Annotated in this window: 20 protein-coding genes; 10 read left to right on the forward strand and 10 right to left on the reverse strand. The window is 59.2% G+C overall.

Translation table 11 applies throughout. The features are described from left to right. Positions 1-34 precede the first annotated feature (34 nt). A complete protein-coding gene (locus ABF990_RS07170) occupies positions 35-1,528 on the forward strand; it encodes a CoA-acylating methylmalonate-semialdehyde dehydrogenase (RefSeq protein ID WP_415500388.1) in 1,494 nt (497 codons plus the stop codon). 127 nt (positions 1,529-1,655) lie between these two features. Here ABF990_RS07170 and ABF990_RS07175 read toward each other — a convergent pair whose 3' ends face one another. Genes ABF990_RS07175 through ABF990_RS07185 form a run of 3 tightly spaced genes read right to left on the reverse strand, consistent with a single transcriptional unit; the run spans position 1,656 to position 5,287 of the window. Continuing rightward, positions 1,656-3,290, reverse strand: a complete 1,635-nt coding sequence (locus ABF990_RS07175; RefSeq protein WP_415490401.1) for a GMC family oxidoreductase — start codon at positions 3,288-3,290, stop codon at positions 1,656-1,658. A gap of 16 nt (positions 3,291-3,306) precedes the next feature. Beyond that, positions 3,307-4,761, reverse strand: a complete 1,455-nt coding sequence (locus ABF990_RS07180) for a c-type cytochrome (RefSeq protein WP_415490400.1) — start codon at positions 4,759-4,761, stop codon at positions 3,307-3,309. Between the two features lie 13 nt (positions 4,762-4,774). Continuing rightward, entirely contained in the window at positions 4,775-5,287 is a 513-nt protein-coding gene (locus tag ABF990_RS07185; RefSeq protein WP_415500389.1) for a sugar dehydrogenase complex small subunit, read from the reverse strand. An 825-nt stretch (positions 5,288-6,112) separates the two neighbouring features. Between ABF990_RS07185 and ABF990_RS07190 the strand changes: the two genes are divergently transcribed. Both ABF990_RS07190 and ABF990_RS07195 read left to right on the forward strand, forming a co-directional pair. After that, complete coding sequence (locus tag ABF990_RS07190; RefSeq protein WP_415500989.1) at positions 6,113-7,603, forward strand: carbohydrate porin; 1,491 nt, start codon at positions 6,113-6,115, stop codon at positions 7,601-7,603. 78 nt (positions 7,604-7,681) lie between these two features. Next, positions 7,682-8,233, forward strand: coding sequence for a GlcG/HbpS family heme-binding protein (locus ABF990_RS07195; protein WP_415500990.1), 552 nt, complete (start codon positions 7,682-7,684; stop codon positions 8,231-8,233). Between the two features lie 87 nt (positions 8,234-8,320). On the opposite strand, the gene ABF990_RS07200 is transcribed toward ABF990_RS07195, so the two are convergent. Both ABF990_RS07200 and ABF990_RS07205 read right to left on the reverse strand, forming a co-directional pair. Beyond that, on the reverse strand, positions 8,321-9,616 hold the full coding sequence (locus ABF990_RS07200) for a PQQ-dependent sugar dehydrogenase (RefSeq protein WP_415500992.1): 1,296 nt from the start codon (positions 9,614-9,616) through the stop codon (positions 8,321-8,323). A gap of 289 nt (positions 9,617-9,905) precedes the next feature. Continuing rightward, positions 9,906-10,838: a LysR family transcriptional regulator gene (locus tag ABF990_RS07205; RefSeq protein WP_415490396.1), complete on the reverse strand. Its 933-nt coding sequence runs from the start codon at positions 10,836-10,838 to the stop codon at positions 9,906-9,908. Between the two features lie 118 nt (positions 10,839-10,956). Between ABF990_RS07205 and ABF990_RS07210 the strand changes: the two genes are divergently transcribed. From ABF990_RS07210 to ABF990_RS07235, 6 genes are all read left to right on the forward strand, one after another. Next, on the forward strand, positions 10,957-12,594 hold the full coding sequence (locus tag ABF990_RS07210) for an MFS transporter (RefSeq protein WP_415506534.1): 1,638 nt from the start codon (positions 10,957-10,959) through the stop codon (positions 12,592-12,594). Between the two features lie 16 nt (positions 12,595-12,610). Continuing rightward, positions 12,611-13,687 carry an HlyD family secretion protein gene (locus ABF990_RS07215; protein WP_415500279.1) on the forward strand — a complete coding sequence of 359 codons (1,077 nt, stop codon included), beginning with the start codon at positions 12,611-12,613 and terminating at the stop codon, positions 13,685-13,687. Between the two features lie 7 nt (positions 13,688-13,694). Further along, positions 13,695-15,209: an efflux transporter outer membrane subunit gene (locus ABF990_RS07220; protein ID WP_415500278.1), complete on the forward strand. Its 1,515-nt coding sequence runs from the start codon at positions 13,695-13,697 to the stop codon at positions 15,207-15,209. Between the two features lie 8 nt (positions 15,210-15,217). Continuing rightward, positions 15,218-15,946, forward strand: a complete 729-nt coding sequence (locus ABF990_RS07225; RefSeq protein ID WP_415490392.1) for a hypothetical protein — start codon at positions 15,218-15,220, stop codon at positions 15,944-15,946. A gap of 219 nt (positions 15,947-16,165) precedes the next feature. Further along, positions 16,166-16,747, forward strand: a complete 582-nt coding sequence (locus ABF990_RS07230; protein WP_415506535.1) for a DedA family protein — start codon at positions 16,166-16,168, stop codon at positions 16,745-16,747. A 272-nt stretch (positions 16,748-17,019) separates the two neighbouring features. After that, positions 17,020-18,174: an alpha-hydroxy acid oxidase gene (locus tag ABF990_RS07235; protein ID WP_415500276.1), complete on the forward strand. Its 1,155-nt coding sequence runs from the start codon at positions 17,020-17,022 to the stop codon at positions 18,172-18,174. 85 nt (positions 18,175-18,259) lie between these two features. Here ABF990_RS07235 and ABF990_RS07240 read toward each other — a convergent pair whose 3' ends face one another. After that, the gene (locus ABF990_RS07240; protein WP_415500275.1) at positions 18,260-19,075 is read right to left on the reverse strand and encodes a DODA-type extradiol aromatic ring-opening family dioxygenase; all 816 of its coding nucleotides are present in this window, start codon (positions 19,073-19,075) and stop codon (positions 18,260-18,262) included. 251 nt (positions 19,076-19,326) lie between these two features. On the opposite strand from ABF990_RS07240, the gene ABF990_RS07245 reads away from it, so the two are divergent. Then, the gene (locus ABF990_RS07245; RefSeq protein ID WP_415490452.1) at positions 19,327-19,932 is read left to right on the forward strand and encodes a YceI family protein; all 606 of its coding nucleotides are present in this window, start codon (positions 19,327-19,329) and stop codon (positions 19,930-19,932) included. 128 nt (positions 19,933-20,060) lie between these two features. Here the strand turns inward: ABF990_RS07245 and ABF990_RS07250 are convergent, their stop codons facing one another. From ABF990_RS07250 to ABF990_RS07265, 4 genes are all read right to left on the reverse strand, one after another. Then, positions 20,061-20,945: a LysR family transcriptional regulator gene (locus tag ABF990_RS07250; protein WP_415500274.1), complete on the reverse strand. Its 885-nt coding sequence runs from the start codon at positions 20,943-20,945 to the stop codon at positions 20,061-20,063. A gap of 90 nt (positions 20,946-21,035) precedes the next feature. Then, the gene (locus tag ABF990_RS07255) at positions 21,036-21,671 is read right to left on the reverse strand and encodes an alpha/beta hydrolase (protein WP_415500273.1); all 636 of its coding nucleotides are present in this window, start codon (positions 21,669-21,671) and stop codon (positions 21,036-21,038) included. Beyond that, positions 21,671-22,672, reverse strand: a complete 1,002-nt coding sequence (locus tag ABF990_RS07260) for a glutathione S-transferase family protein (RefSeq protein WP_415500272.1) — start codon at positions 22,670-22,672, stop codon at positions 21,671-21,673. The genes ABF990_RS07255 and ABF990_RS07260 overlap by 1 nt, the downstream gene beginning before the upstream one ends. Before the next feature lie 149 nt (positions 22,673-22,821). Continuing rightward, positions 22,822-23,475, reverse strand: a complete 654-nt coding sequence (locus ABF990_RS07265) for a 2-hydroxychromene-2-carboxylate isomerase (protein ID WP_415500271.1) — start codon at positions 23,473-23,475, stop codon at positions 22,822-22,824. Positions 23,476-23,882 lie beyond the last annotated feature (407 nt).

Raw genomic sequence — 23,882 nt, forward strand, 5'->3', positions numbered from 1 at the left:
TTCAATCATTTCCTGTCATTCGAGGATCGCACACATGACCATCATTCCCCACGTTATTGGCGGCTCGCACACACAGGGGGTGGGCACACGCCGCTCAGATGTGTTCAACCCCGCGACGGGCGCTGTGACCGCGCAGGTCGCACTTGGCACGCAGGCTGACCTTGACGCCGCCATTGCCGCCGCACAGAAGGTGTCCGCAAGCTGGGCCAGCACCCCGGCACTGACCCGCGCGCGCATTCTCTTTCGGGTGCGGGACCTGCTGGAAACCCGGGCCGATGAACTGGCGGCGGCCATTACGGCCGAACACGGCAAAATCCATTCAGACGCCAGGGGCGAAATCACCCGTGGGCTGGAAGTCGTGGAATTTGCCACCGCCGCGCCGGAAATTCTCAAAGGCGATTATACCGAACAGGTCAGCCGCGGGATCGACGCCTATACCGTGCGCCAGCCACTGGGCATTGTCGCGGGCATAACGCCGTTCAATTTCCCGGTCATGGTGCCGCTCTGGATGGCGCCCATGGCTATTGCCACAGGCAACTGCTTCATTCTCAAACCCTCTGAACGCGACCCTTCGGCATCCGTCATACTGGCGGATATCTTCAGGGAAGCCGGGCTGCCCGATGGTGTGTTCCAGGTTGTGCAGGGCGACAAGGATATGGTGAACGCCATTCTCGAACATCCCGCCATCCAGGCGGTCAGTTTCGTAGGCTCCACCCCCATTGCAAAGCATGTCTACGCGACTGGCACAGCCCACGGCAAACGTGTGCAGGCCCTGGGCGGCGCGAAGAACCACGCTATTGTCATGCCCGACTGCGACCTGGAAAAAACCGTGGATGCGCTGCTGGGCGCGGCCTACGGTTCAGCCGGGGAGCGCTGCATGGCCATTTCCGTCGCGGTCGCGGTCGGCCCCGTTGCCGATCCGCTGATCAAGGCGCTGGCGGAACGGGTACGCACGCTGCGGATCGGCAATGGCACGGATGACAGCAACGAGATGGGCCCCCTTGTTACAGCCCAGCATCTGGCCCGTGTGCGTGATCTTGTCACCTCGGGCGAGCAGCAGGGGGCGACACTGGTGGTGGACGGACGCAACCTGAATGTTGCAGGACACGAGAAGGGATTTTTTATCGGCGGGTCACTGTTCGATGCCGTGACGGCGGACATGCAGATCTACCGGGAAGAAATTTTCGGCCCCGTCCTGGCCGTAATGCGTGCTCCTGATTTCGAAACCGCACTCAGGCTGGTCAATGACAGCCCCTATGGCAACGGCGCCGCCATTTTCACCCGCGATGGCGACACCGCACGCACATTCACCCACAGTGTGAAAGCCGGCATGGTGGGCGTGAATGTGCCTATTCCCGTGCCTATGGCATTCCACTCCTTTGGCGGATGGAAAGATTCCCTGTTCGGAGACCACCATATGCACGGGCCCGAGGGGGTACGGTTCTATACACGCCTCAAGGCCGTGACCACGCGCTGGCCCCAGGGTATTCGCCAGGGAGCGGAATTTGTCATGCCAACCCTGGGCTGACATCCGCAACCGGACGTGACTTCAAACAGCGATGGCGCGGCCCTTTCCAGGGTCGCGCCATCCGCGCTTGCAGGTATCGCCAAGGTCCCGAAATAGACTGGATTTTTCAGAACCCCATGGACAAATATCAGCCGTGTTTGTGATCGTTCAGAATGGCATCCCCCGCGCGGAGCGACAGTGCAGCCATTGTCAGCGTGGAGTTCACTGTTCCTGACGCCGCCATGGCCGCCCCCGTGGCCAGGAACAGGTTGGGATGGTCATGCGTTCTCAACCAGCTATCGACCACGGAATCCTTGGGGTCATGCCCCATCATGGCCCCGCCCGTAATGTGGTTGTTAGGCGTGAAAAAGGGCGACATTTCAATTTCTGTCCCGCCCATGGCGTGGGCGATCTTCATCAGGTGCTGGCGTGACAGTACCGCCGATTTACGCACATATTCGCCCACATCATACGTGACTTCGGGGTGGGGAATACCCAGCGCGTCCTTGTGCTCCCTGGACAGTACAAGACGGTTGTCGGGGTTGGGCAGCACTTCATGGTTGGCGTAGATATCCACCCCATGGGCCGTACGACGGCGGATTTCCTCATCCAGTTTTCTGCCAACCAGCCCCATGGACAGGGCTTTCATCCCTGCGCGGGAATTTTGGGCGGTATTGTTGTAACCGATCTGGATTGCCGCATATTCCGACCGGAAATCGCCATCACGGAAATTGGTGATGGAACTCATCTGCACCGAACCTCCGCCAGCCCATACAGGTTCGGCCGACTGGAAACTCATGCCGATACCGGGGTGGTCCATCATGTTGCGCCCCACCTGGTCCGACGAATTGGCAATACCGTTGGGGTTGCGCTCATTGGCGGCCAGCAGCAGCAGCTTGGGCGTTTCGATCCCGTTGGCCGCGATCACGAACGTTCTGGCGACAACACGGTGCGACCCTTTGTCCGGATCGTAATAGTTCATGGCGACGATGTTGTTTTTGCCGTCGGTCTCGATCGAATAGACAACGGCATTGGCAATAATTTTCGCACCATGACGTTCGGCTTTCCACGCCCCGTACACGCCGTGATACATCGCCCCGATCGGGCAGATCGGCATGCAGTTGTTATTGCCCACACATTGCGGGCGGCCATCATAGGGGCGGCTGTTGCGCGCCTGGGGCACGGGCGTGTTGTCATAGCCCATGGGCTTGACGATATCGGTAAACAGCCGGTCACCCGGGCCGAACGGCATGGAATCCATGGGCCAGGGATTTTTGCGGGGGGCGGAAGGTACAATCTCCTGCCCGTTCGGACCTTTTACGCCCATTTCAAGTTCAGCCGCATAATAATACGGTTCGATCTCGTCGTAGCTCAGGGCGTAGTCCCGCCCGACGCCATAGGTCGATTTCAGGCGGAAGTCGTTGGGCAGGTAACGCCAGCTTGACCCGGCCCAATGCCAGGTTGTGCCGCCAACCCCCTTGATAATACCCTGCCGGTAGGCGCTGGCATCTGGCCCCTTGACGATCAGATACCCGTTATCGGGGAAATAGTTCGTATGCGGCGCCCACGGAACGGACGGATAGGGCGTGGCGTAATCATATTCGGATTTATTGTGCGGCGGCATGTTGCGCCAGTTTTCCACGATCTGGTCGCGGTCGCGATGCGGCCCCGCGTCCAGCAGAAGCACCGACAGACCATTGCGTGCCAGCTTGTGCGCCAGCATTGACCCGCAAATACCAGCGCCAACGATAACGACATCCGCCGTCTGCGTATCTTGTGCCATGACTAATTTTCTCCTGTTACCGGGCTTGACGTCTGGATTTGATGGCGTAACGCAGCGCCAGAACGAGAGCGCCCAGCACTACCAGCCCTGCAAGGACAAGCCCCGCCAGCACCCTGGGGTCGGCCAGCCTGGCAATGGGAACCTGCGAACTGCCCGCCCGGACCATGGCCACGGCCTCGGGCGTTACCGACGCCTGAGCGTTACCGAAATGGGTCAGAACATAATTGGCGATGGAGGCGATCTGCCGGTCATCGAGCTGCTGGACCAGTGAATTTCCGTCAAAACCGGGCATAAGCACGCGGTGGCCGTTCACGCTGCGGTCGACCCCGAACAGAATACTGGCGACCAGATCGTTCGGGTTACGCTGCCCCGTGGTCGTATTGCCGACCAGGGACGGATAATAGCCATCCGCCGTGCCCCTGCCGTCAGAATGGTGGCAGCTTGCGCACACGGCCTCATACAGCACATTGCCCGCGGCGTCGCTGGCCAGAAGGCTCTGGCCACGACGGGCATTGGCGGCACCGTAATCGAACGGCTCAGGCGCTCCGCCATGGCTGAAATTGGGCCGTGTCACACCGGGTTCGGCAATGGGCGGCACGGTTTTCAGATACGCGACAATCGCCGCCATATCGGCTGGTGACAGATACTGAAAGCTGTGCTCGACCGCCTCGGCCATGGGGCCTGCGGCGCGTGCGTGAGCGGTCTTGCCGGTCAGCAGGTAGTCCTGCAGGTCCTGCGCGGACCAGGCCCCGATCCCCGCTACCGGGTCGCTGGTGATGTTGGGCGCTCTCCACGACCCGATATCCGCCCCTGCCAGATAGGCGGACGCCTTGGGGGCTAGCAGCAGGTTTCTGGGCGTGTGGCATTCCCCGCAATGGGCCGGGCCGTCGGTCAGGTATTTGCCCCGGTTCCATTGGGCGTCATGCCTGGGGTCGGACACGTAAGGTGCCTGAACAATGCCGTTCGCCAGTTTCCAGCCCCACAGGCTTGCACGGACCGAGAACGGAAAAGGCAGGCTGGTCCTGGGGGCAGGCTGGTCGAGTGCCGGCACTTCATGCATGAAATAATCATACAGGGCCGCGATGTCGGCATCCGTCAGCAGGCTGAACGACCCATAAGGCATGGCGGGGTAAAGCTGCGCGCCGTCACCACGGACACCATGCCGCACCGCCTGTTCGAACTGTGCGAGCGAATAATTGCCGATACCATACTGTTTGGAAGGCGTGATGTTGGTGGAATAGATCGCCCCCATGGGGGACTGAATGGCGTAGCCGCCCGCCATATAGGCACCGTCGCGCCCGTTGGTATGACATGCCGCGCAGTCCGAGGCGATTGCAAGGTAATGGCCCCTGCTCATGGGGGTTTCGGCATGGCCGAAAGACGGGCAGAGCGGGCCCAACAGCGCCGCCAAGGGGGCCGCCAGCAGGAAACGCCGAAGAGACACCCCGGCTTTCGAGACAGATTTTTTCATGGTTCGGCCCAGTTTAGAAGTTTGGCATCTGCTCGACGGGAGCAGGTTCGGCGACCCAGTAATTCGGGCCGTTATGCGCGTAGGTCGGGATAACCACTACGTCGCGGGCGGGCTGGTACATCAGCGCGTTCTCAAATGCGTAAACCCTGGCCTGCGTGCCGTCCTCGATCACGCCCGAATACCACCCCCGCACGATCAGCAGCAGCGTGTCATGCAGCGGAGTGCCGCGCAGGGCGAGTTCCAGCGCCTCCACATCGGCGGGGGCGGTGTCGGCCACCGTCTTGGCCAGAGCTGCCAACTGCGCTGCAAACCCGGCATTCTGCGCCTGTAACGCCGCCAGCAGGCCACGCCCGACAAGCGGGTCCAGATTGGCGTGCCCCGTGGCGAAGCGTGAAAACGCCAGGAAGCGGGATGTCTGCTCGTCCACCGCCCCCGCAGCGGCCTGGGCCACGGCAGGCCGGAAAGACGCCGCAACCATCCCGAAACCCACAGCGCCAGACACCATCAGCAGGCTGCGACGAGACACTCCGCGGCTGCCAGGATGCAGCACCCTCCGTCCTTCAGTGTTTTCCATCTCATTCCCGAACTTGTCAGATATTAGTCGTTACGATACCGAAATACGCAAAGCCTGTTCACAAAACAGGAAACTTTAGAAAAATTATCCAAATTCAGCGCCACCGTCGGATCGTGCGAAGTCGGGGCACCATAGCCGCAGACATCTGGATGGATTTGTAACTTTTTTTTGATAAATTACGAGAAAGCCGCTTCAATTCATAAATTTTATGTATTAAACTGTCATAACAAATGCGTTTGGCGTTGAATATTTCATTCAAATATACGATTACCAAAACTTCCGACTAAAAAAAATTGCATTAATGTTAATTAACAAGGTATTTACAGATCAAATGTCGCCGCAGTAGTCATGTCAATTCAGTATAATTCTTGATTTGCCAAATCTATAACCAATATAACGAAACGTGATCGTTGTATTTTATTTTGGTTTTAGCGCATATAAAAACTTCTAAAATAATTTTTAACTGGATATTATAATCGTTAACACATTATTCGACTGGGGAACGCATGACAGAATCGATACGTTGCATTTTCGATGATTATTTTTCTGTAACAGGTGCCTTGCCATGATCAGAGACTTTGCCCACGAAGTCCGTACACCGTCCGGGCCGCTGACGGCATGGTACCACAGCAGCAAGGTATTCAGGGATATTGAAACACATCATGCAGGCATTTGCGCGCGTGCACAGGTAAACAGGCTTCACTGACCTGCCTTTTGGCACTTAATCGTACCAGTAAATTCAGATCACAGAACTTAGCGGTTTTCTACAGGACTCCAATGGCTCGACACAACATCCGGAACCATTCACGTTATTTCTTGAAAAGTGCCATATGGTCCACTCTCATTTACGGTCTGGTATGCTTTTTCCACATCCATGCCTCGTCTGCCCAGACCTCTCCGACCAAGGACACTCTTGATATCAAGAGCACGCCCCCTGCCCCCGCATATGTACCCACAGCGTATCCGATGGATAATATCGGCGAATTCAACGTCGGTCCCATCATCCCGACGCTGGCAGGTGGCCCCCATCTGTTCGGAGACTGGCATGGCATGCAGCCATGGCTCCTCAAGCACGGAATTTTCCTGAATTTTTCCCTCAATGAAGAATTCATGGGCAACGTCACCGGTGGCAGAACGCGGGCCAACGTGCTGGCAGGACAGGTCGCGGGCGAACTGGACATCGACTGGCAGCGCCTTGCCGGGCTGGACGGTGTATGGACGCATATGCTGGTCATCAACGGCCACGGGCGCAGTTTCAGCTACACGCTGGGTGATTCCATCACCAACCCCGAGCAGATCTATGGCGCGCGCGGCAACGTGGTTGCCCATCTTGTCGAACTTTACATGGACAAGGCGTTCCTGAACAAACGCATTATCCTGTCCCTGGGGTATATCCCGACGGGCAGCTTTTTCGCGTATGATTACACCGCATGTTTTTTTATGAACGTATCGGTCTGCAGCAACTTCGCACCGGGCAAGTACAATCCGGGCGGGCGTGACTGGCCTTCGGGCAATCTGGGCGGGGTGCTCCGTGTACGCCCGACAGAGCAGACCTATATCATGGGTGGTATTTTTGCCGTCAGCCCGCATGCCTATAATGGTGGCATTTCTGGCTGGGCTTGGGCACAGGACGGGCTCGGCAAGTTTTCCTCGCAGGTCGAAATCGGCTGGATGCCCGAATTCGGCAAGGACAAGCTGCGCGGCAACTACAAGATCGGCTATTGGTACGACAATTCGCGCTACCCCAACCTGTATGAAGACATCAACGGCAATTCGTTCCAGGCAACCGGCCTGCCCCGCCGTTATGAAGCAGGCATGAGCGTCGCGTGGGTCATGTTCAACCAGATGCTGGTGCGCAACGGCCCGGGGCTGATGAACGGCCTGATTATCGAAGGCGGCGCGGGCTATGCACAGGGGAACGAGGTTGCCATGCGTGACCGTGAATGGGTCGGGTTCGTGGACAGCGGCACCCCCTGGCAGCGCCCCAATGATTCAGCGGGCATTCTGTTCCAGCATGTCGATATGAGCCACACCGTGCAACTGCAGCAGGAATCTTCTGCGGCACTTGGCATGCCGTTCCTGTCCAACCAGTGGGGGCCGGTTTATGGCGTTCAACGGTGGGAGAACATGTACGAAGCGTTCTACAGCTTCAACCTGGCTCCGGCCACAAACCTCCAGGCCGATTTCCAGTTTCTGCAACATCCCGGGGCTACAACGACCTTCAAGGACATTGCCGTTCTCGGTGGCCAGTTCACAACGAATTTCTGACCGGCTGCCCATGGGTGCGGACCGCCTTGCCGGGCGTGCCCGCAGCCATGACCTTCATGTAACAATGGTGGATTTATCATGACTTTTCTTACCCGCAGCTTTTCAGGCCCTGCCGGCCACGCCACGCCGTCACGCAGCGTGACATTACGCGGCACAATGCTGGCAGCCGCCACCTGCGCCATGATGGCAGCACTCGGTCTGGCCCGGCCGGCACAGGCGGCGGATGTCCAGGCCATGGACCTGAAAACCTCTCTCGCCTTCATTGAACAGGCCAGGCAGGCAGCCAATGCTGCTCATGCCCATGTCGCCATTGCCATTGTGGATGCGGGCGGCAATCTGGTAGCGTTCGAGAAAATGGATGAGACACAGCTTGGCAGCACCAGGCTGGCGGTGCTCAAGGCCAAGACGGCGGTAAACTACCAGCGCCCGACGGCGGACATGGAACACGCCCTGAACGCCGGCAACTACATGATTGCCACCCTGCCCGACACCCTGCCCGCCGGGGGTGGCTACCCTATCGTGGTGAACGGCAAACTGCTCGGTGCGCTGGGCCTGAGCGGTGGCGAAGGGGAAACCGATGCCAAACTGGCCAGGCAGGCGGTAACCACCAGCCTCCAGTCCGGCAGGTAACCGGCAGGTAAACAGACCCCGCCCGGCATGGCGTGCAGGGTCCTGCGCAAGCGTGCGGGGCCTTGCAGCCAGGCGGTACCGTAACCGTCAGGGCTGCTCGGCGCTGCTGACACGCCAGACGGTTTTACCGACATCATCCGTGACCAGAAGCGCACCATCCTTGGCCAGGAGCACGTCGACAGGCCGCCCATAAACATGCTCCTCACCGGGGGTGAGAAAACCGGTCAGCACATCGACCGGCAGGCCCGAGGGCTGCCCGTTCTCGAAGGGTACGTAAATCACCTTGTAACCGCTCTTGGGTCTGCGGTTCCATGAGCCGTGCTGCGCAACGAAAAGGCCGTGCCGCCATGTTTCGGGCAGAGCGTCAGCCCCCTGCGAAAACGCAATTCCCAATGACGCCGTATGCGGGCCGACCGCATAATCCGGTGCAATCGCCTTGACCACAAGATCAGGCTGGGCCGGCTGGGCTCGCACATCGACATGCTGGCCATAATAGCTGTAGGGCCAGCCATAAAATGCCCCTTCCTTCACCGCGGTTATGTAGTCGGGCACGAGATCGCTGCCGATTTCATCCCGCTCGTTCACGACGGCCCACAGGGCACCGGTCTGCGGTTCCCACGCCATGCCATTGGGATTGCGCAGTCCCGTGGCAAAGGGGGTCAGGGTACCCGTTGCAAGATCCAGCCGGTCGATCCGCGCGCGCCCTTCCTCCACTGCCATGCCGTTTTCGCCGACATTACTGTTCGACCCGACGGTAACATAAAGCATCCGCCCATCCGGGCTGGGCAGGATGTTCTTCGTCCAGTGGTGATTATACCCCGAAGGAAGATCCACAACCTTGACCCCCGGTTCCGTAATGCGCATGTCGCCGTCATGATAGGGAAAACGCATGATGGCATCGGCATTGGCGACGTACAGGTCATGCCCGATCAAGGCCATACCGAATGGCGAATGCAGTTTTTCAAGAAATACCGTGCGGGTTTCCGCTTTTCCGTCGCCATTCGCATCTCTTAAAAGAACAATGCGGTCCGGGCTTGGAACGCCTGCTCCGGCACGGCTCATGATAAGACCTGCGATTTTCGTCTTGAGTGTCGGCACGTCGGTGCCGGGCGAATTGCTTTCGGCCACCAGAATATCGCCATTGGGCAGACGATAGAGCCAGCGCGGATGGTCCAGTTCATTCGAAAAGGCCGAAACGCTCAGCCCGGGGGCTGCCACCGGTGTCTGACCGGCCTGCCACCCGACCGGGCGGGCAATGTTGACTGTCGGCATAAGGGTTGCATCGGGCTGGGGCAGTTTGGGATGCGGGCCCATTCCCTCCATAATTGTCAGGGTCGCGTATTCGGGCCGTGCCACGACATTCCAGAACACCACGCACGCCATTCCGATACTTGCCAGTATCGCCACAAAGACCAACGCGTTCCTTGCCATTTTTGCCCTCGCCCTCATTCTGCCGCCACATGGACTGCCCCCGTACCCAACCCAGGGTCACTGGACATATGCCCTGTCGCCCAAATGGTACTTACGGCGTCAAACGCTGTGCTGGCGGCAATGTTCCGATAAAAACAGTATAAAAACCGATACTTCCGCAAAGTTCGAGATAAATCGCACCGGACAGAACTCCCCCAGTCATCCGGTTAAGGCCGGGGCTCGGACAGGCATGCTCCATGCCTCAGCTTCCGACTGTCTTGCCTGCAAAGACCTGTTTGGAGACCTGGAACAGGGTTTCCCTCAGCCACCTGTGTACGGGGTCCGTGTCCTGGCGCGGGTGCCATGCCTGAAAAGATTCAATCCTTGGCAGGGAAAGGGGAAATTCGAAAGTCGTAAGCCCCAGCGCATCCATGGAGATATGATCGAGCACGATGCCGGGTAGCGGCAGAATAAGGTCGGTATGGCACATGCTCTCCACCATGGCGTGGTAGGTGGGCACCACCATGGCGATCCGCCGTTCCAGCCCATGATGGTCGCGCAGGGCCCAGTCGATGGGACCATGCGCACGCCCCCGGCGCGACACGCTGATATATTCGTAAAGAACCATGTTCTCGGGCGTTATGGGCCGGGACAGGATAGGATGTCCCCGTCGCACCAGCCCATGCATGATGTCGCGGAACAGCGTCTGGCGGCGGATTTCGGGTTTAAGCGCATCCATGGTCGCCCCGATATACAGGTCGATGCTGTTATAACGCAGTGGGTCGGATGCCGGGTCGTCCACCTCGGGCGCGAAAACGATCTCGCATTTCGGGCAACTCTGGCGGAGCGTGCGCAAAAGCGGCAACCCCAGGGACGATACGATCAGGTCGTTCGCACGGATCGTGAACCGGGGGGCCATGTTGGCGAGATCGGCCAGAGCCTGGGTTTCGACCAGGCTGTCGGCCGCGCGCACGGTCTCCTGCACACGGGTAAGGATATTGGCCGCGAAGGACGAGGCGATCATCCGCCGCCCCGACTGGACAAGAATGGGGTCCGCAAACACCTTGCGCAATTTCGCAAGCTGTCGGCTCATGGCCGGTTCGCTCACCTGCATACGGCGGGCGGCGGCGGACACGCTTTCCTCCTCCACCAGCACCTGGAGGTAGCGTAGCAAATCAAGGTCGTAACGTCTCATTCCTCCATTTTTAGACATCATTGATTGCAGGCGCCAACCTTTATGGTTCCAGAAAGTGGAATCGTCGTTTGTCAGGAATGAGGGTTTTCAGCGCCTGTAATTTTTTGAACATAGCGGCATGACAAGTGCCGCAACCCCACAGGCTGATGTGACTCCGGTCATTCATGCCTCACCCCCCATACCGTCGTATATTCCCCCGTTCGGCATTCGTACGGTCATTGGCTGCCTTGGCATGCTGCTGGCAGTACACGTTGCGGGATTTAACGAGCATGTGACGGAAATCGGGCTTTCCGACATCCGTGGGGCCATGCATATCGGTCACGACGAAGGCACCTGGCTGGTCGCAATCTACGAAGCGTTCAATATCGCGGCCATGGCTTTCACGCCGTGGTTCTACATGACGTTTTCGATCTATCGCTTTTCCATGTTCATGACGGCGGCCATGGCCTTGCTGGCCATTCCCGCCCCGTTCATGCCCGATGTGACATCGCTGTGCATCCTGCGCGCCTTTCAGGGCCTTACCGCAGGGTGCCTGCCCCCCGTGCTCATGACCGTCATGCTCAAATACCTGCCGCCCGAAATCCGTGTTTTCGGCATTGGCGGATATGCCATGAGCGCGACTTTCGGCCCCAATCTGGGCCTGCCGCTTGAGGCATTCTGGTTCGAGCATGTCGGCTGGCACTGGCTCTACTGGGAGATCATCCCCCTTGCGGCCCTGGCAGTGGCCATGCTGGCATACGGGCTACCGCGCGACCCCATGCATTTCGAGCGGTTCCGGAGCTTCAACTGGCTCGGTCTGGTCGTGGGCCTGCCCGCCATCTGCTCGCTGGTGATCGTCCTTTATCAGGGCGACAGGCTGGACTGGTTCCGCTCACCTGTCATTACCGACCTGACCCTGTGGGGCGGTGCTGCGTTCGTGGTGTTTGTCGTCAACGAGGCATTTCACCCCAGCCCGTATTTTCGTATCCAGTACTGGAAGTCGCGCAATATCCAGGCATCCCTGCTGTCACTTGTCGGCATTCTGGCCATATGCGCGCTTATGGCCGATATTCCCGCAACCTACCTCCAGGCCGTGCGCGGCTATCGCCCCATCCAGACAGCCCCGGTCTCGCTTCTGGTGGCGTTGCCGCAGCTTGTCCTGCTGCCGCTTATTGCCGCACTCTGCAACAGTCGCAGGGTGGACTGCCGGCAGGTGCTGGCCGCAGGCATGCTCTGCCTGGCCGCCGCCGCATGGCTTGGCACATGGCTTACGCCCGACTGGGTGCGCGACAACTTCTATCCGCTGCAAATTCTCCAGATCTTTGGCCAACCCATGACGGTCATCCCCACACTCATGCTGGCCACTCTTGCCATGGGGCCGGCCGACGGACCGTTTATCTCGGGCATGGTGAACATGCTCAAGGGGTTGGCCAACGCCGTGGCGTTCGCGTTGTTCGCCGCCGTCTCCCGCCGCCGCGAACAGTACCACTCCACCATGCTGCTGGACCAGCACGGTACACACCGGACCGCCCTTGCGGGTATGGGCGACCCCGTGACCCAGCAACTTGCAGGTACATCCCCCGACACAGCGCATGTGGCCCGCAACGCGCTCCAGGTTTTCCATACCTATGTTCACGAACAGTCGCTCGTGCTCGCTCTGGCCGATGTCTACTTCGTGCTGATCTGGGTCTGTATCGGTTATGCGGCGCTCAATCTCGTGCTGCCGCACCGTGTCTACCCGCCCCGAGCCCCATCCCCCAATACGCCCGCACGCTGAACCCGGAATACAAGCCATGATTTACCGAAAGCCCCTTCTTTACGCCGGTTGCACCGCCGCGGCCCTGGCCCTTGTCGCATGGGGCGGAACACGCCTGATCAATGGCAACGGCGTGGACCAGTATACGAACGACGCCTATGTGACGGCGGATTTTACGACGGTCGCCCCCAAGGTGGCAGGGCGTATCGACCGGGTCAGCGCGCAGGACAACGAACGCGTACACACCGGCGACGAACTGGCCCACATCGAGGACGACGACTACCGCGCAGCCCTTGAGGTCGCGCGTGGCAACCTGCTGGCAGCCCAGGGCGATGTCGCCAATCTGGAAGCCGAACTGGCCCGGCAGGATGCCATTATCGCCCAGGCCCGCGCGGCCGTGCAGGCAGATGACGCCGATCTGGTATTCGCCCACCAGAACGCCACCCGGTATCGCACGCTTTCCACGGGCGGCGCAGGCACCGTCGAGCAGAAACAGGCGTCGGAATCGCGCGAAAAGGAAGTCGCGGCTACTCTGGCCCGCGATCATGCCGGGGTCGATGCCGCGATCCGGCAGGTGGATGTGCTCAAGGGTCAGCTCGACCATGCGCGTGGCGCACTGGCCCGCGCGCAGGGCGATGCCAGACAGGCCGAGCTTGACCTGTCCTACTGCACCATTCCCGCACCTGTAGACGGTACGGTGGGCGAACGTGGCGTGCGTGTTGGGGCCTACGTCCACCCTGGCACCGGTATTCTGGCCGTGGTTCCGACACAGGCGGCCTATGTCCTGGCCAATTTCCAGGAAACCCAGCTGACAAAGGTGCAGACCGGCCAGCGCGCCACGGTCTGGGTCGATACGTTTCCCGGTCATCCGCTCAAAGCCCATGTGGACTCCCTGGCTCCGGCCACGGGGGTTGCCTTTGCCCCGATCCAGCCAGACAACGCCACCGGCAACTTTACCAAGGTTGTGCAGCGCGTGCCGGTCAAACTGACATTCGACGCGGGCCAGCCCCTTGCCGACAGGGTTCGGGTAGGCATGTCGGTGGAAGTCAGTATCGACACCGCGTCCAGGCCGGAAGGGCCGCATGCCGGGGATGCACGCTATGTCTGGCAGTAAGCGTTGCATGCGCCCGGTGCTTCTGGCCTTACCTGCTCTCGCCCTTGCCGCCTGCACGGTCGGGCCGGATTTTCACAAACCCCAGGTCAACGCTCCGAACGGGTGGCGCCAGACCCTGCCAGCAGAGGCAAGCCGCCCCGTTACGGCATCCAGCGATCCGGCATGGTGGACCGTGTTTCACGACCCGGTTCTGACCCAGCTCGAGAATGACGTGGCGAACGCCAATCTCGACCTCAAGGCTGCCTCTCTCCGGCTGGCTGAAAGCACGGCTGAGCGGCGCATTGCCAGTGCGGCCCAGTTTCCCCATGCCGAAGCCAACGCCTCCTACGCACGCGAACGCGCCAGCACCAACGGTATTCTGGGCCTGCTTGGCGTCATGGAACGTGAACAGGCGGGTACTATTGCCAGCGGCACACAGGGCTTTGGCCCCACAGCCCTGCCCGGCGGCATGGGCAATCCGTCCTTCAACCTGCCGCAATATGGCATGAGCGCATCGTGGGAGGTGGACCTGTGGGGGCATGTGCGCCGGCAGGTGGAGGCCGCCACCGCCGCCATGCAGGAAACCGAGGATATGCGGCGCGATATTCTGGTCTCGCTCATGGCGGAAACGGCGCAGGACTACATCGCACTGCGCGGCGTGCAATCGCATATCGCCATTGTGGAACACAATATCGACATTGCACGCCATAGCGTGCGCCTGACGACCCTGCGTTTTGAACAGGGTGCGGCCACACGCCTGGACGTGGCGGATTCAACCGGCCAGTTGCACGACTTCGAATCCCGCCTTGCCCCGCTGAAAAGCCAGAAAGTCCATCTGCTGAACGCCCTGAGCTTTCTGGTTGCGCGCGAACCCGGCGCACTGGACGCGGAACTGGGCAAACCCGCCGCCATTCCCCCAACCCCACCAACCGTGCCCGTCGGACTGCCGTCCGAACTGGCGGAGCGCCGGCCCGATATTCGTATGGCGGCAGACAGGCTGCATGCCGCCACGGCCAGCATTGGCGTGGCTGTGGCGGATTTTTTCCCGCGCATTACACTGTCTGGCAGTCTGGACGTGCAGGCGTTGCAGTTCAGCGGTCTGGGCTCCTGGGCGTCACGCCAGTACGGGTTCGGCCCCACCGCCACACTGCCTATTTTTGAAGGCGGGCGGCTGACCGGCCAGCTTCATCTGCGCAAGGCCCAGCAGCAGGAAGCCGCCATCCTGTTCCAACGCACGGTGCTGAAAGCCTGGCAGGAAATAGACGATGCGCTGGCCGATTACACGGCCGCGCAAAATCAGCGCGACCGTCTGGCTGAAGCTGTGCACGACAACGAAATTGCCGTTCAAACCGCGCAGGCCCAGTATGTGCAGGGGGCCTCGGACTTCCTGAACGTGCTGACCATGCAGAACGCGCTCCTTGCATCGCAGAATGCGCTGGTCGATGCCACAGCCAGCGTGGCGGGGTCTCTGACCCATGTGTACCGCGCACTTGGTGGCGGGTGGGAACGTCTTTATCCTGCAACCCGGTCCAGACAGGGATAGGACGAGCCATGATCAGCATCCGCCGCGCCGCAACACGTGGAAGCATCCATTCCGGTGCGACCGAACTGTTCTGTTATTTTTCCTTCGCCACATGTCTCGATCCGGAACACGGGCATGACGGGCGACTGCGCGCGGTCAATGCCGGGCATATTCCCGCCGGGCAGCATTATACGCTCGGCGCCGAGCAGGACATGGATATCCTGACCTGGGTGGAATATGGCATGCTGAGCGCCACCACCGAGGGATTTGAGCCCCAGACACTCTCGGCCGGTGGGCTCCATGCCGTCAGCACCGCCACGGGATGCCGTTCCCTGGACTGGCACGCTGGTTCAGAGACAACCTTCTTCCAGTTCTGGGTCCTGCCCGATACCGAAGGTGGCGACCCGGCGCAGGAGATACGCCCCGCGCCAGCCCAACCCGACGATGACGGTTTCAGAATCCTGGCGTCCGGTTTTCCAGAGGATGATCCCGAAGAAAGCGGGAGTGTCACGGATGGCGCGCCGGTCGTTTTACGGGCCAGGGCCCGACTGCTGCATGCCGCGATCCGGCAGGCGGAAGGTGCGGCCTACCGCACCACAGCGGGGCGCGCCCTGTACCTGGTGGTCGTAACCGGCGAGGTCCGCATAGGCAACGAACGTCTGGGCGCCGGGGACGCGGCAGCATTGGACAATGAAGACAGCCTGACTGTCGTCGCGGAAAAAGAATCCGTCGTGCTGCTGACGGATGTGGCGCTATAAAACACGCGAACGAAGGATGCCGCGCATGCCCGCGCAAAGTGCTGGAAGGCAGCCATGCAAGGCGTCCGTCTTTCCCTGATAAAAATATTGATCCATTGTCCGCCGGCACAGGACGTATAAATGTCCCGACCGTTCTCCGGATGAAGGTTCTGACCGCTGCTTCACCACCTGGATCACCTGCTTCAGCACTACGGTTACGGTATTGTAACCCTGATCGTCATGATGGAAAGCATGGGCCTGCCGGTCCCGGCCGAAGCCTGTATCATTACCGCCTCGCTCTACTGCCTCAAGACACATCATCTGGCCATTCAGGGCGTGGCTTTTGCGGCAATAGCCGGCGCGATCATCGGCGATAATTTCGGCTATCTGATCGGGCGGCGGGTCGGGTTTCCGCTCCTGCAACGCTATGGCCCCAGAATGGGCCTGACACATGACCGGCTGATCCTGGGCCAGTATCTGTTCAGCCGTCATGGCAACGCTATCGTCTTTCTGGGGCGGTTTGTGGCGGTCTTGCGTGTTTTTGTAGCAGTACTGGCCGGAGCATGCCGCATGCGCTGGCCGGAGTTCATGGTCTTCAATGCTTTGGGCGGGACCTGCTGGGCGGGTGGTTATGCGCTTGGAACCTACATGCTCGGCCGGCGGATTTCGGAAGTATCCGGCCCGGCGGGTATCGCGATCGGGATTGCGACTGTGCTGGGTCTGATCGTAACCGGCGCTTTTTTGAAGAAAAACGAAAAAAGACTGACCGACCAGGCCCTGCAGGCCGCCAGGCAGCAGGCCAACACCGGGCCGAGCCTATAGGGCGTTCTGCGGCACACACCGAACACGGCCGGGCCGGGCCGCGTTTTCCACAGCGCAACACATACCCCTGCACCCGGCTTATCGGGTACGCCACCCGTTATTCCGGTCATGCGCATCCAACATGACCGGAATGGGAAACACGGATTACCCATTCCCTGTCCGCTCAACAAAAAATGTTCTGACATCAAGGCCGTGCAGGCGTACGAATGGGAACGCCCGGTCGTTAAGGCGTGTGCCATCCGTTTTGCTGGCGTCCTGCAGTCGAGCTGCCCATGAAACCTGCCTCCTTTCTCGCCCTGAAAGACTTTGAACTTTCAGCCCGCAAAAAGCTGCCCCGGCCCGTTTTTGCCTATGTATCCGGCGCGGCGGAAGACAACCTGTCCTATACCGCCAACGATGACGCCTTTTCCGACCTGGACCTGATCCCCCAGGTTCTGATGGATGTTTCCGCCAGAACGCAGCAGACCACGCTACTGGGCAGGACATATGCCGCACCCTTTGGCATAGCACCCATGGGGCTTTCAGCCCTGTCGGCTTACCGTGGCGATATTGTCCAGGCCATGGCGGCCCGTAAAGCCAGCATCCCCATGGTGCTCAGCGGTTCCTCCCTGATCCCGATGGAGGACGTGATTGCCGCGGCCCCGGGCACGTGGTTTCAGGCCTACCTGCCAGGTGAAACCACACGGATCGACGCCCTGCTGGACCGTGCCCGCAACGCAGGATTTCACGAGCTTGTTGTCACGGTCGATATCCCTGTCGCGGCCAATCGTGAAAACAACGTCCGCGCCGGGTTCTCCACCCCCCTCCGCCCCAGCCTGCGCCTGGCTCTGGACGGCCTCAGTCACCCACAATGGCTTATCCGCACATTTGGCCGCACCCTGCTCCGGCACGGCATGCCGCATTTCGAGAATTCTTTTGCCGAACGCGGGGCACCTATCCTGTCCTCAAACGTACTGCGTGACTTTACCGCCCGCGACCATTTCAACTGGGATCATATCCGCCATATCCGCCAGCGCTGGAAAGGCCCGCTGATTATAAAAGGCATTCTGCATCCCCATGACGCCCGCATTGCGCAGGATGTCGGTGTTGATGCGATTATCGTCTCCAACCATGGCGGTCGTCAGTTGGATGGCGCTATTGCGCCCATGCGTATTCTGCCCGACATTGTTGCAGCAACAAGCCTGCCGGTCATGATCGACAGCGGCTTTCGGCGAGGCAGCCATATTCTCAAGGCCATGGCGCTGGGGGCTGCCTTTGTTTTTGTCGGCCGTCCGTTCAATTACGCCGCAGCCCTTGGCGGAGAAGCCGGAGTGACCCATGCAGTCGGGCTTTTGAAAGCGGAAATCGATCGGGACATGGCCATGCTGGGTGTATGCACATGCAGCGAACTTACCCCCTCGCACGTACGCTACCGCCATAAAACCTGAACCCTGCGTGCGACCGGCCTGCTTTCGGTCCGCCACATCAATCAAACGTCCGCCGTTGCACTCCGCCCCTGTATAGCCCGCCCTGTCAACCGAAGCGAAACCCCGAAAGGGCCTTGCCCATCACGGTATCCGCGTAATCATGCACACCGGCTTCGTCCCCTGCGGCACCGGCGGCAAACATGAGCGGGAGCAGGTGTTCCTCCCTCGGGTGGCAGATCCGTGCGCCGGGTGCAGTCTCCCACTCCAGCAAAAGGCGGTTACGCTTCTCTGCCGGTGCTTCTACTGCGGCGGACAGCCATGTGTCGAACCGGCGGGACACCTCATCCGTCTGCGGGCTGCCGCTCATGAAATGCCGCAGGTTGTGGTATGTCATCCCCGTCGCCACGATCAGGATGTTCTCGTCCCGCAGGGAGGAGAGTGCCTGCCCGATCCGCATTTCCTGCGCGGCGTTCATGTCCTGCCCCATCGATAGCTCGACAACCGGAATATCCGCCTCCGGAAAGGCCAGCATGAACGGAATGAACACCCCATGATCGAGACCGCGCGCACTATCTCCATCGCATGGCAGGCCATCCGCCCGCACAAGCTCCTGCACGCGCGACGCCAGGGCCGATGATCCGGGAACGGGGTATTGCAGTTTATAGGTGTGATCCGGAAAACCATAATAGTCATAGATCAGTTTCGGGTTTTCGGCTGTTGTCACCGTGGGGCGGGACGTTTCCCAATGCCCCGACATGACCACAATACCTGCCGGTTTCTGCGGTAATGTCCGGGCTATGTGCTTGAGATATGCGGCAAGCTTTTCCCAACCCGGCCAGTCCATGAAAAAACACGGCCCCCCGCCATGCGGCAGAAACAGGACAGGCTGGCGGGCTATGTGTGTGGCTGGTGGGACGGACATGGACAGCTTATCCTTCAACTGGAAGCAGGTCGTGACCGACGCGACGGCGTGTATTCCATAAAACGTCAGATCGGTATCGTGCCATAGCATGGCCTGCCACGCTTTATTACTTCCGTTTCAGACGGAATGAAGTTCCATCCGACGTGTAGATGAACGTTCTGCCCCGCGGCATGTTGAATGTCATGATCATTTGCGCCGATGCAAACCCGGCTTTGACATCGGCCACCAAAAAGGAAGGAAACACGCTTATGATGCTAACGCGCACATTGCTGCTGACAGCCGCCGTTCTGGCCGCGCCGCTCGCCGCGTCCGCCCAGACCGGCACCAGTTTTTCGCAGGTGCAATCCGGCACCTATGCGGTTGAACCCGGTCACACGCAGATCGGCTTTTCCGTCCTGCATTTCGGGTTCACCAACTATTCGGGCGTGTTCTCCAACGTATCGGGCACGCTGACGCTGGATACAAAAACACCGTCGGCCTCCAGGCTGTCCGTGACTATTCCGGTATCCTCCGTGCAGACCACAAGCGACAAGCTGACGGATGAACTCAAGGGCGATCAGTGGTTCGATGCCGCAAAATTCCCCAACGCCACCTTTGTGTCGACCAGCGTAAAATCCATCGGCAAGGCTGACGCGGTGGTAACTGGCAACCTGACCCTGCATGGCGTCACAAAGCCAGAAACGCTGAAGGTGCATTTTATCGGCGCGGGTGAAAACCCGATGGATAAAAAATACACAACAGGCTTTGAGGCCACGACAACCATCAAACGCAGTGATTTCGGCGTGAAGATGTACGTTCCTTATGTCAGCGACGACGTGCAACTGACTATCGCCGGCGCTTTCGAAAAGCAGGACTGAAAACATGCCGCTGTGCCGTCCCGCACAACCAAGGGGTGGCACAGCCCTTATTTATCCGTTTTTTTGAGGGCGGTGTCCGCAAAGGGGGCCGCCCTCCCCCAACACCACATGGAACCGGCTGCCTGTAGCTACCAGCCTTTGTCCCAGTCCGGCTTTCCCTTGAAATGCCGGGCCAGAAAATCCGAGGCGGCCCTGGTTTTCAAAGCCAGATGGCGGGCGGGCGGGTAGACCACGTATACGCCCAACGATCGTGGTTCCGCATCGCGAAGAATGGCCACCAACCTGCCATCCCTTATGCAAGGCCCCGCAATAAAGCTTGGAACACAGGCAATGCCCAGTCCTCTCTGCGCTGCGGTCATGCAGGCCTCCCCATTGGAAAGAGACAGCCTTCCCGAGACGGGCACCGTCATGGGCTGGCCGGAAACCGGATCGCTGAAAGGCCAGCTCCGTGGGGTGCGGAGATTGGTGTCGATGATACACGTATGGTGTATCAGCTCTTCCGGTCTCCGGGGTGCGCCGTATTGTTCGATATATGCGGGTGCCGCCACGGTCACGAGCCGCGCGTCGCACAATTTACGGGCAACCAGCGTGCTGTCGGCAAGTTGACCGACCCTGACTGCCAGATCAAAGCCATCTTCCACAAGATCGACCATTCTGTCGGTAAAGCTGACATCGATCTGGATCGCGTCATACTGTTCGGCAAAATCCAGCAATGCGGGCATAAGCTGCGTGGGGCCGAACGATGTCGGCGCCGTAATCCGCAACCGCCCTGAAGGCGCGCCTGCAATATTGCGAATGGACGCATCCAGTTCGTCGCGTTCATCCAGAATGGCCCTGATCCGCTCATAATAGGCCTGCCCGACCTCTGTGGGCGAAAGCGCGCGGGTGGTTCGCTTGATCAGTTGCACGCCCAGATCGGCTTCCAGCCTCGAAACCATTTTTGACGCCTGCCCGCTGCTGATCCCCATTCTGGCGGCGGCGGCGGCAAAGGTGCCGGTATCAAGCACAGACACAAAAAGACGATCCAGGCTGAGACGGTCTACCACGTCATACACACTCTCTCAGTGATGTTCGGGCAAAAGCCGGCTTACGCACAGGCCCGGTCACGCGCCATGACCTGGAGGAGATGGCGGCAGGCCCAGCACCTTGCGAATAAACGATGCAGCGATAGCCACCCCGGCCCCCGACAGGTTATGCCCCAGGCCAGGCAGCACGTGCAGTTCCGCGGCAAGACCCGCATTGCTGAGCGTCTTTTCGGCGTTGACGGAATCCTGTGCTGGTATGACCGGATCGGCATTGCCATGCACAAGCACAACAGGAGTGCCCACAGCAGGCGTATAGGGCCGGGGCGAGGCAAGGCGGCCAGAAAACGCAACAACCCCCGCAAAATTCCAGCGCCCCGACATGACCACATCCAGCGCCATGATGGAGCCCTGGGAAAAACCGACAAGCACCACCTGTTCAGGCCTGCTCTCAAAACCCGCTTCAGCCAGGCATTGCCGGAGTATCGTATCGAACGGCTCACGCGCGGCTACAATGCGCCCTGCACGATTGTCCTGCGTTACATTTTTGACGCTGAACCACTGCCGGCCAACCGGTCCCATATCGAACGGATAGGGACCGTCGGGCGCTGCAAAGCGAAGGCCGGGCATTTCGGTGCGCCATAGCTGAACCAGCGCCGCAAAATCCGCCCCCTGGCTCCCCACCCCGTGCAGAAAAATGACCAGACCGTCATGCATCAGATAAAGTCTTTCGTTTGGGAAGCAATACCGCCCGGCAGGCCGTGGCTCCAGCGCAGCAGCGGCCCGGCCGGCACGATCCCGTTCGGATTGAGCGCCTTGATGGAATAATAACCTTGCTTGATATGATCCAGGTTAACCGTTCCGGCAACGCCGGGCACCGCCAGCATGCGTTCAAGATACCGACTGAGCGCGGGGTAGTCGGCAAGACGTCGCAGATTACATTTGAACAGGCCGTTATAGGCCGCATCGAACCTGACAAGCGTGACGAAAAGACGGATATCGGCTTCAGTCAGGGTGTTCCCGACCAGCCAGTTGGTGCCACTGTCTGCCAGACGCTGTTCAAGTTCATCAAGCATCCCGAACACGTCGGCAAAAGCTTCCTCATAAGCCTGTTGCGTCGTGGCAAAGCCCGCACGATACACACCGTTGTTCAGGCGCGGATATATACGACTGTTCAGGCTGTCGATTTCATGACACAGGTTTTGCGGATACAGGTCGTATGCGGACGATGCGAATGCGCGAAAGCCGCTGTTGAACATCCGCACAATATCGGCAGACTCATTGTTTACAATTGTTTTACGCTGCCTGTCCCACAGCACCGGAACAGTCGCCCTGCCGGTGTAATGCGGGTCGGCACGCGTATAAAGCTCGTGTATCCAGGCAGCACCGTTCAGATCGTCACGGTTGGCACCCGGATAATCCCCGAAGCCCCAGCCCTGATCGGCCAGAAACGGCTCGAGAACAGAAACGCTGATAACATCGTCCAGCCCCTTCAGGCTCCGGGCCATGAGCGTGCGTGACGCCCACGGGCAGACCAGCGCGACATAAAGATGATAACGCCCCTTTTCCGCCTGAAAACCGCCAACGCCCGCAGGCCCTGGCTGTCCGTCTGGCGTTACCCAGTTGCGGAAAGACGAGATCTGGCGGACAAAGCCACCTTTCTCGTCCTTTGCCTGAATGGGTTGCCAGTTTTCGACCCATGTTCCATCGACAAGCATAATGGTGCCTTTCGGTTTGGAAGCACCCGAACTGGGGCGTTCATGGTTCCAGTTACACGATCCTTGCGGGTCGAATGAGAGGCAATGCGGTAATACACTCTTTCCTTAACGGAATGGATCGGGGCAGAGAAAAATAAAACCGCCAACAGTCAGGATATATCTTCTTTTTCCATCCGATGAGCTGCAGATGCTTTCATGGCCTGCAATTTGCGTTGCACAAAGTCCAGACGATCCTGCCCCCAGAACAGTTCATGATCCACAACGTAAGTGGGAGTGCCAAAAATACCGAGCCGTTCGGCATCCTCAAGGTTATTCAACCACGCCTGCATGACATCAGGCGCGTCTGACGCGGCCATAAGAGCCTGCCCATCCGTGCCGGTGGTTTCCTCCACCAGAGCGCAGAGCGTCGCAGGATCGGCAATATCCCTGTCTTCGGCCCAGAGCGCGGACTGGATACCCCACGAAAGCGCCGCACCATCAAGCCCCTGAAGGTCTGCTGCAATGACCAGGCGGGCGGCGGGTTCAATGGTGCGACACGGATAAAATGCCGGGTCCAGGTTCAGGGGAAGAGACAGGAAATCGCGCCACCGGCGCAGTTCCATACGGTGGTATTCCTGGCGTGCGACGGGCCGTGTACGCAGCGGAATGCCCCCATTGGCCTGAATGATACGGATCGGGCGAAGCACCAGACGGGCGCCTTCCTGCGCGACAATCTGCCTGAGCCGTGGAAAACCCAGATACGCCCACGGGGAAGAAATGCCGTAAAATGCCTCGACCACGGGCTGAGAGCCGTTTCTGTTCACTTGTGATGTCCTTTCGCTATGGAAAACGATTCCTGAAGGGTTATCCCCAAAACAACAAAATGAATTCGCTTATCTTCTTGGTGGCAGACATAAACCCCAAAACCAATCGTGTTCATTTTGAAATCTTTCAATCTGTGATGTTATTTTTTCACGCCGATTTTTTGTTTATAATTCACTATATTTATCCGTTTATTTATTCAATAATAAATTGATATATATGCATAATATTTTTTCCATCCCCCACTCATTCTTTTTGCCATCAAAAAAAATGAAGTCCATGACGCTGATCGCGCTTGATGATATTATAGAATTCATGTTGCTATGTCATTCTGAAACATCATATAAGGACCAACGAGACAGACTCGTTTATTTATAAAAACACATTATGGAAATGTGGTTTACGGAGT

The sequence above is a fragment of the Acetobacter sp. genome, from assembly GCF_047723915.1.
GTDB lineage: Bacteria > Pseudomonadota > Alphaproteobacteria > Acetobacterales > Acetobacteraceae > Acetobacter.

Coding starts and splice junctions, on each gene's coding strand:
- ABF990_RS07170 (WP_415500388.1), top strand. CDS start 35: ATGACCATCATTCCCCACGTTATTGGCGGCTCGCACACACAGGGGGTG.
- ABF990_RS07175 (WP_415490401.1), bottom strand. CDS start 3,290: ATGGCACAAGATACGCAGACGGCGGATGTCGTTATCGTTGGCGCTGGT.
- ABF990_RS07180 (WP_415490400.1), bottom strand. CDS start 4,761: ATGAAAAAATCTGTCTCGAAAGCCGGGGTGTCTCTTCGGCGTTTCCTG.
- ABF990_RS07190 (WP_415500989.1), top strand. CDS start 6,113: ATGGCTCGACACAACATCCGGAACCATTCACGTTATTTCTTGAAAAGT.
- ABF990_RS07195 (WP_415500990.1), top strand. CDS start 7,682: ATGACTTTTCTTACCCGCAGCTTTTCAGGCCCTGCCGGCCACGCCACG.
- ABF990_RS07200 (WP_415500992.1), bottom strand. CDS start 9,616: ATGGCGTGCGTGGTGTTCTGGAATGTCGTGGCACGGCCCGAATACGCG.
- ABF990_RS07205 (WP_415490396.1), bottom strand. CDS start 10,838: ATGAGACGTTACGACCTTGATTTGCTACGCTACCTCCAGGTGCTGGTG.
- ABF990_RS07210 (WP_415506534.1), top strand. CDS start 10,957: ATGACAAGTGCCGCAACCCCACAGGCTGATGTGACTCCGGTCATTCAT.
- ABF990_RS07215 (WP_415500279.1), top strand. CDS start 12,611: ATGATTTACCGAAAGCCCCTTCTTTACGCCGGTTGCACCGCCGCGGCC.
- ABF990_RS07220 (WP_415500278.1), top strand. CDS start 13,695: ATGCGCCCGGTGCTTCTGGCCTTACCTGCTCTCGCCCTTGCCGCCTGC.
- ABF990_RS07225 (WP_415490392.1), top strand. CDS start 15,218: ATGATCAGCATCCGCCGCGCCGCAACACGTGGAAGCATCCATTCCGGT.
- ABF990_RS07230 (WP_415506535.1), top strand. CDS start 16,166: ATGATGGAAAGCATGGGCCTGCCGGTCCCGGCCGAAGCCTGTATCATT.
- ABF990_RS07235 (WP_415500276.1), top strand. CDS start 17,020: ATGAAACCTGCCTCCTTTCTCGCCCTGAAAGACTTTGAACTTTCAGCC.
- ABF990_RS07240 (WP_415500275.1), bottom strand. CDS start 19,075: ATGTCCGTCCCACCAGCCACACACATAGCCCGCCAGCCTGTCCTGTTT.
- ABF990_RS07245 (WP_415490452.1), top strand. CDS start 19,327: ATGCTAACGCGCACATTGCTGCTGACAGCCGCCGTTCTGGCCGCGCCG.
- ABF990_RS07255 (WP_415500273.1), bottom strand. CDS start 21,671: ATGCATGACGGTCTGGTCATTTTTCTGCACGGGGTGGGGAGCCAGGGG.
- ABF990_RS07260 (WP_415500272.1), bottom strand. CDS start 22,672: ATGCTTGTCGATGGAACATGGGTCGAAAACTGGCAACCCATTCAGGCA.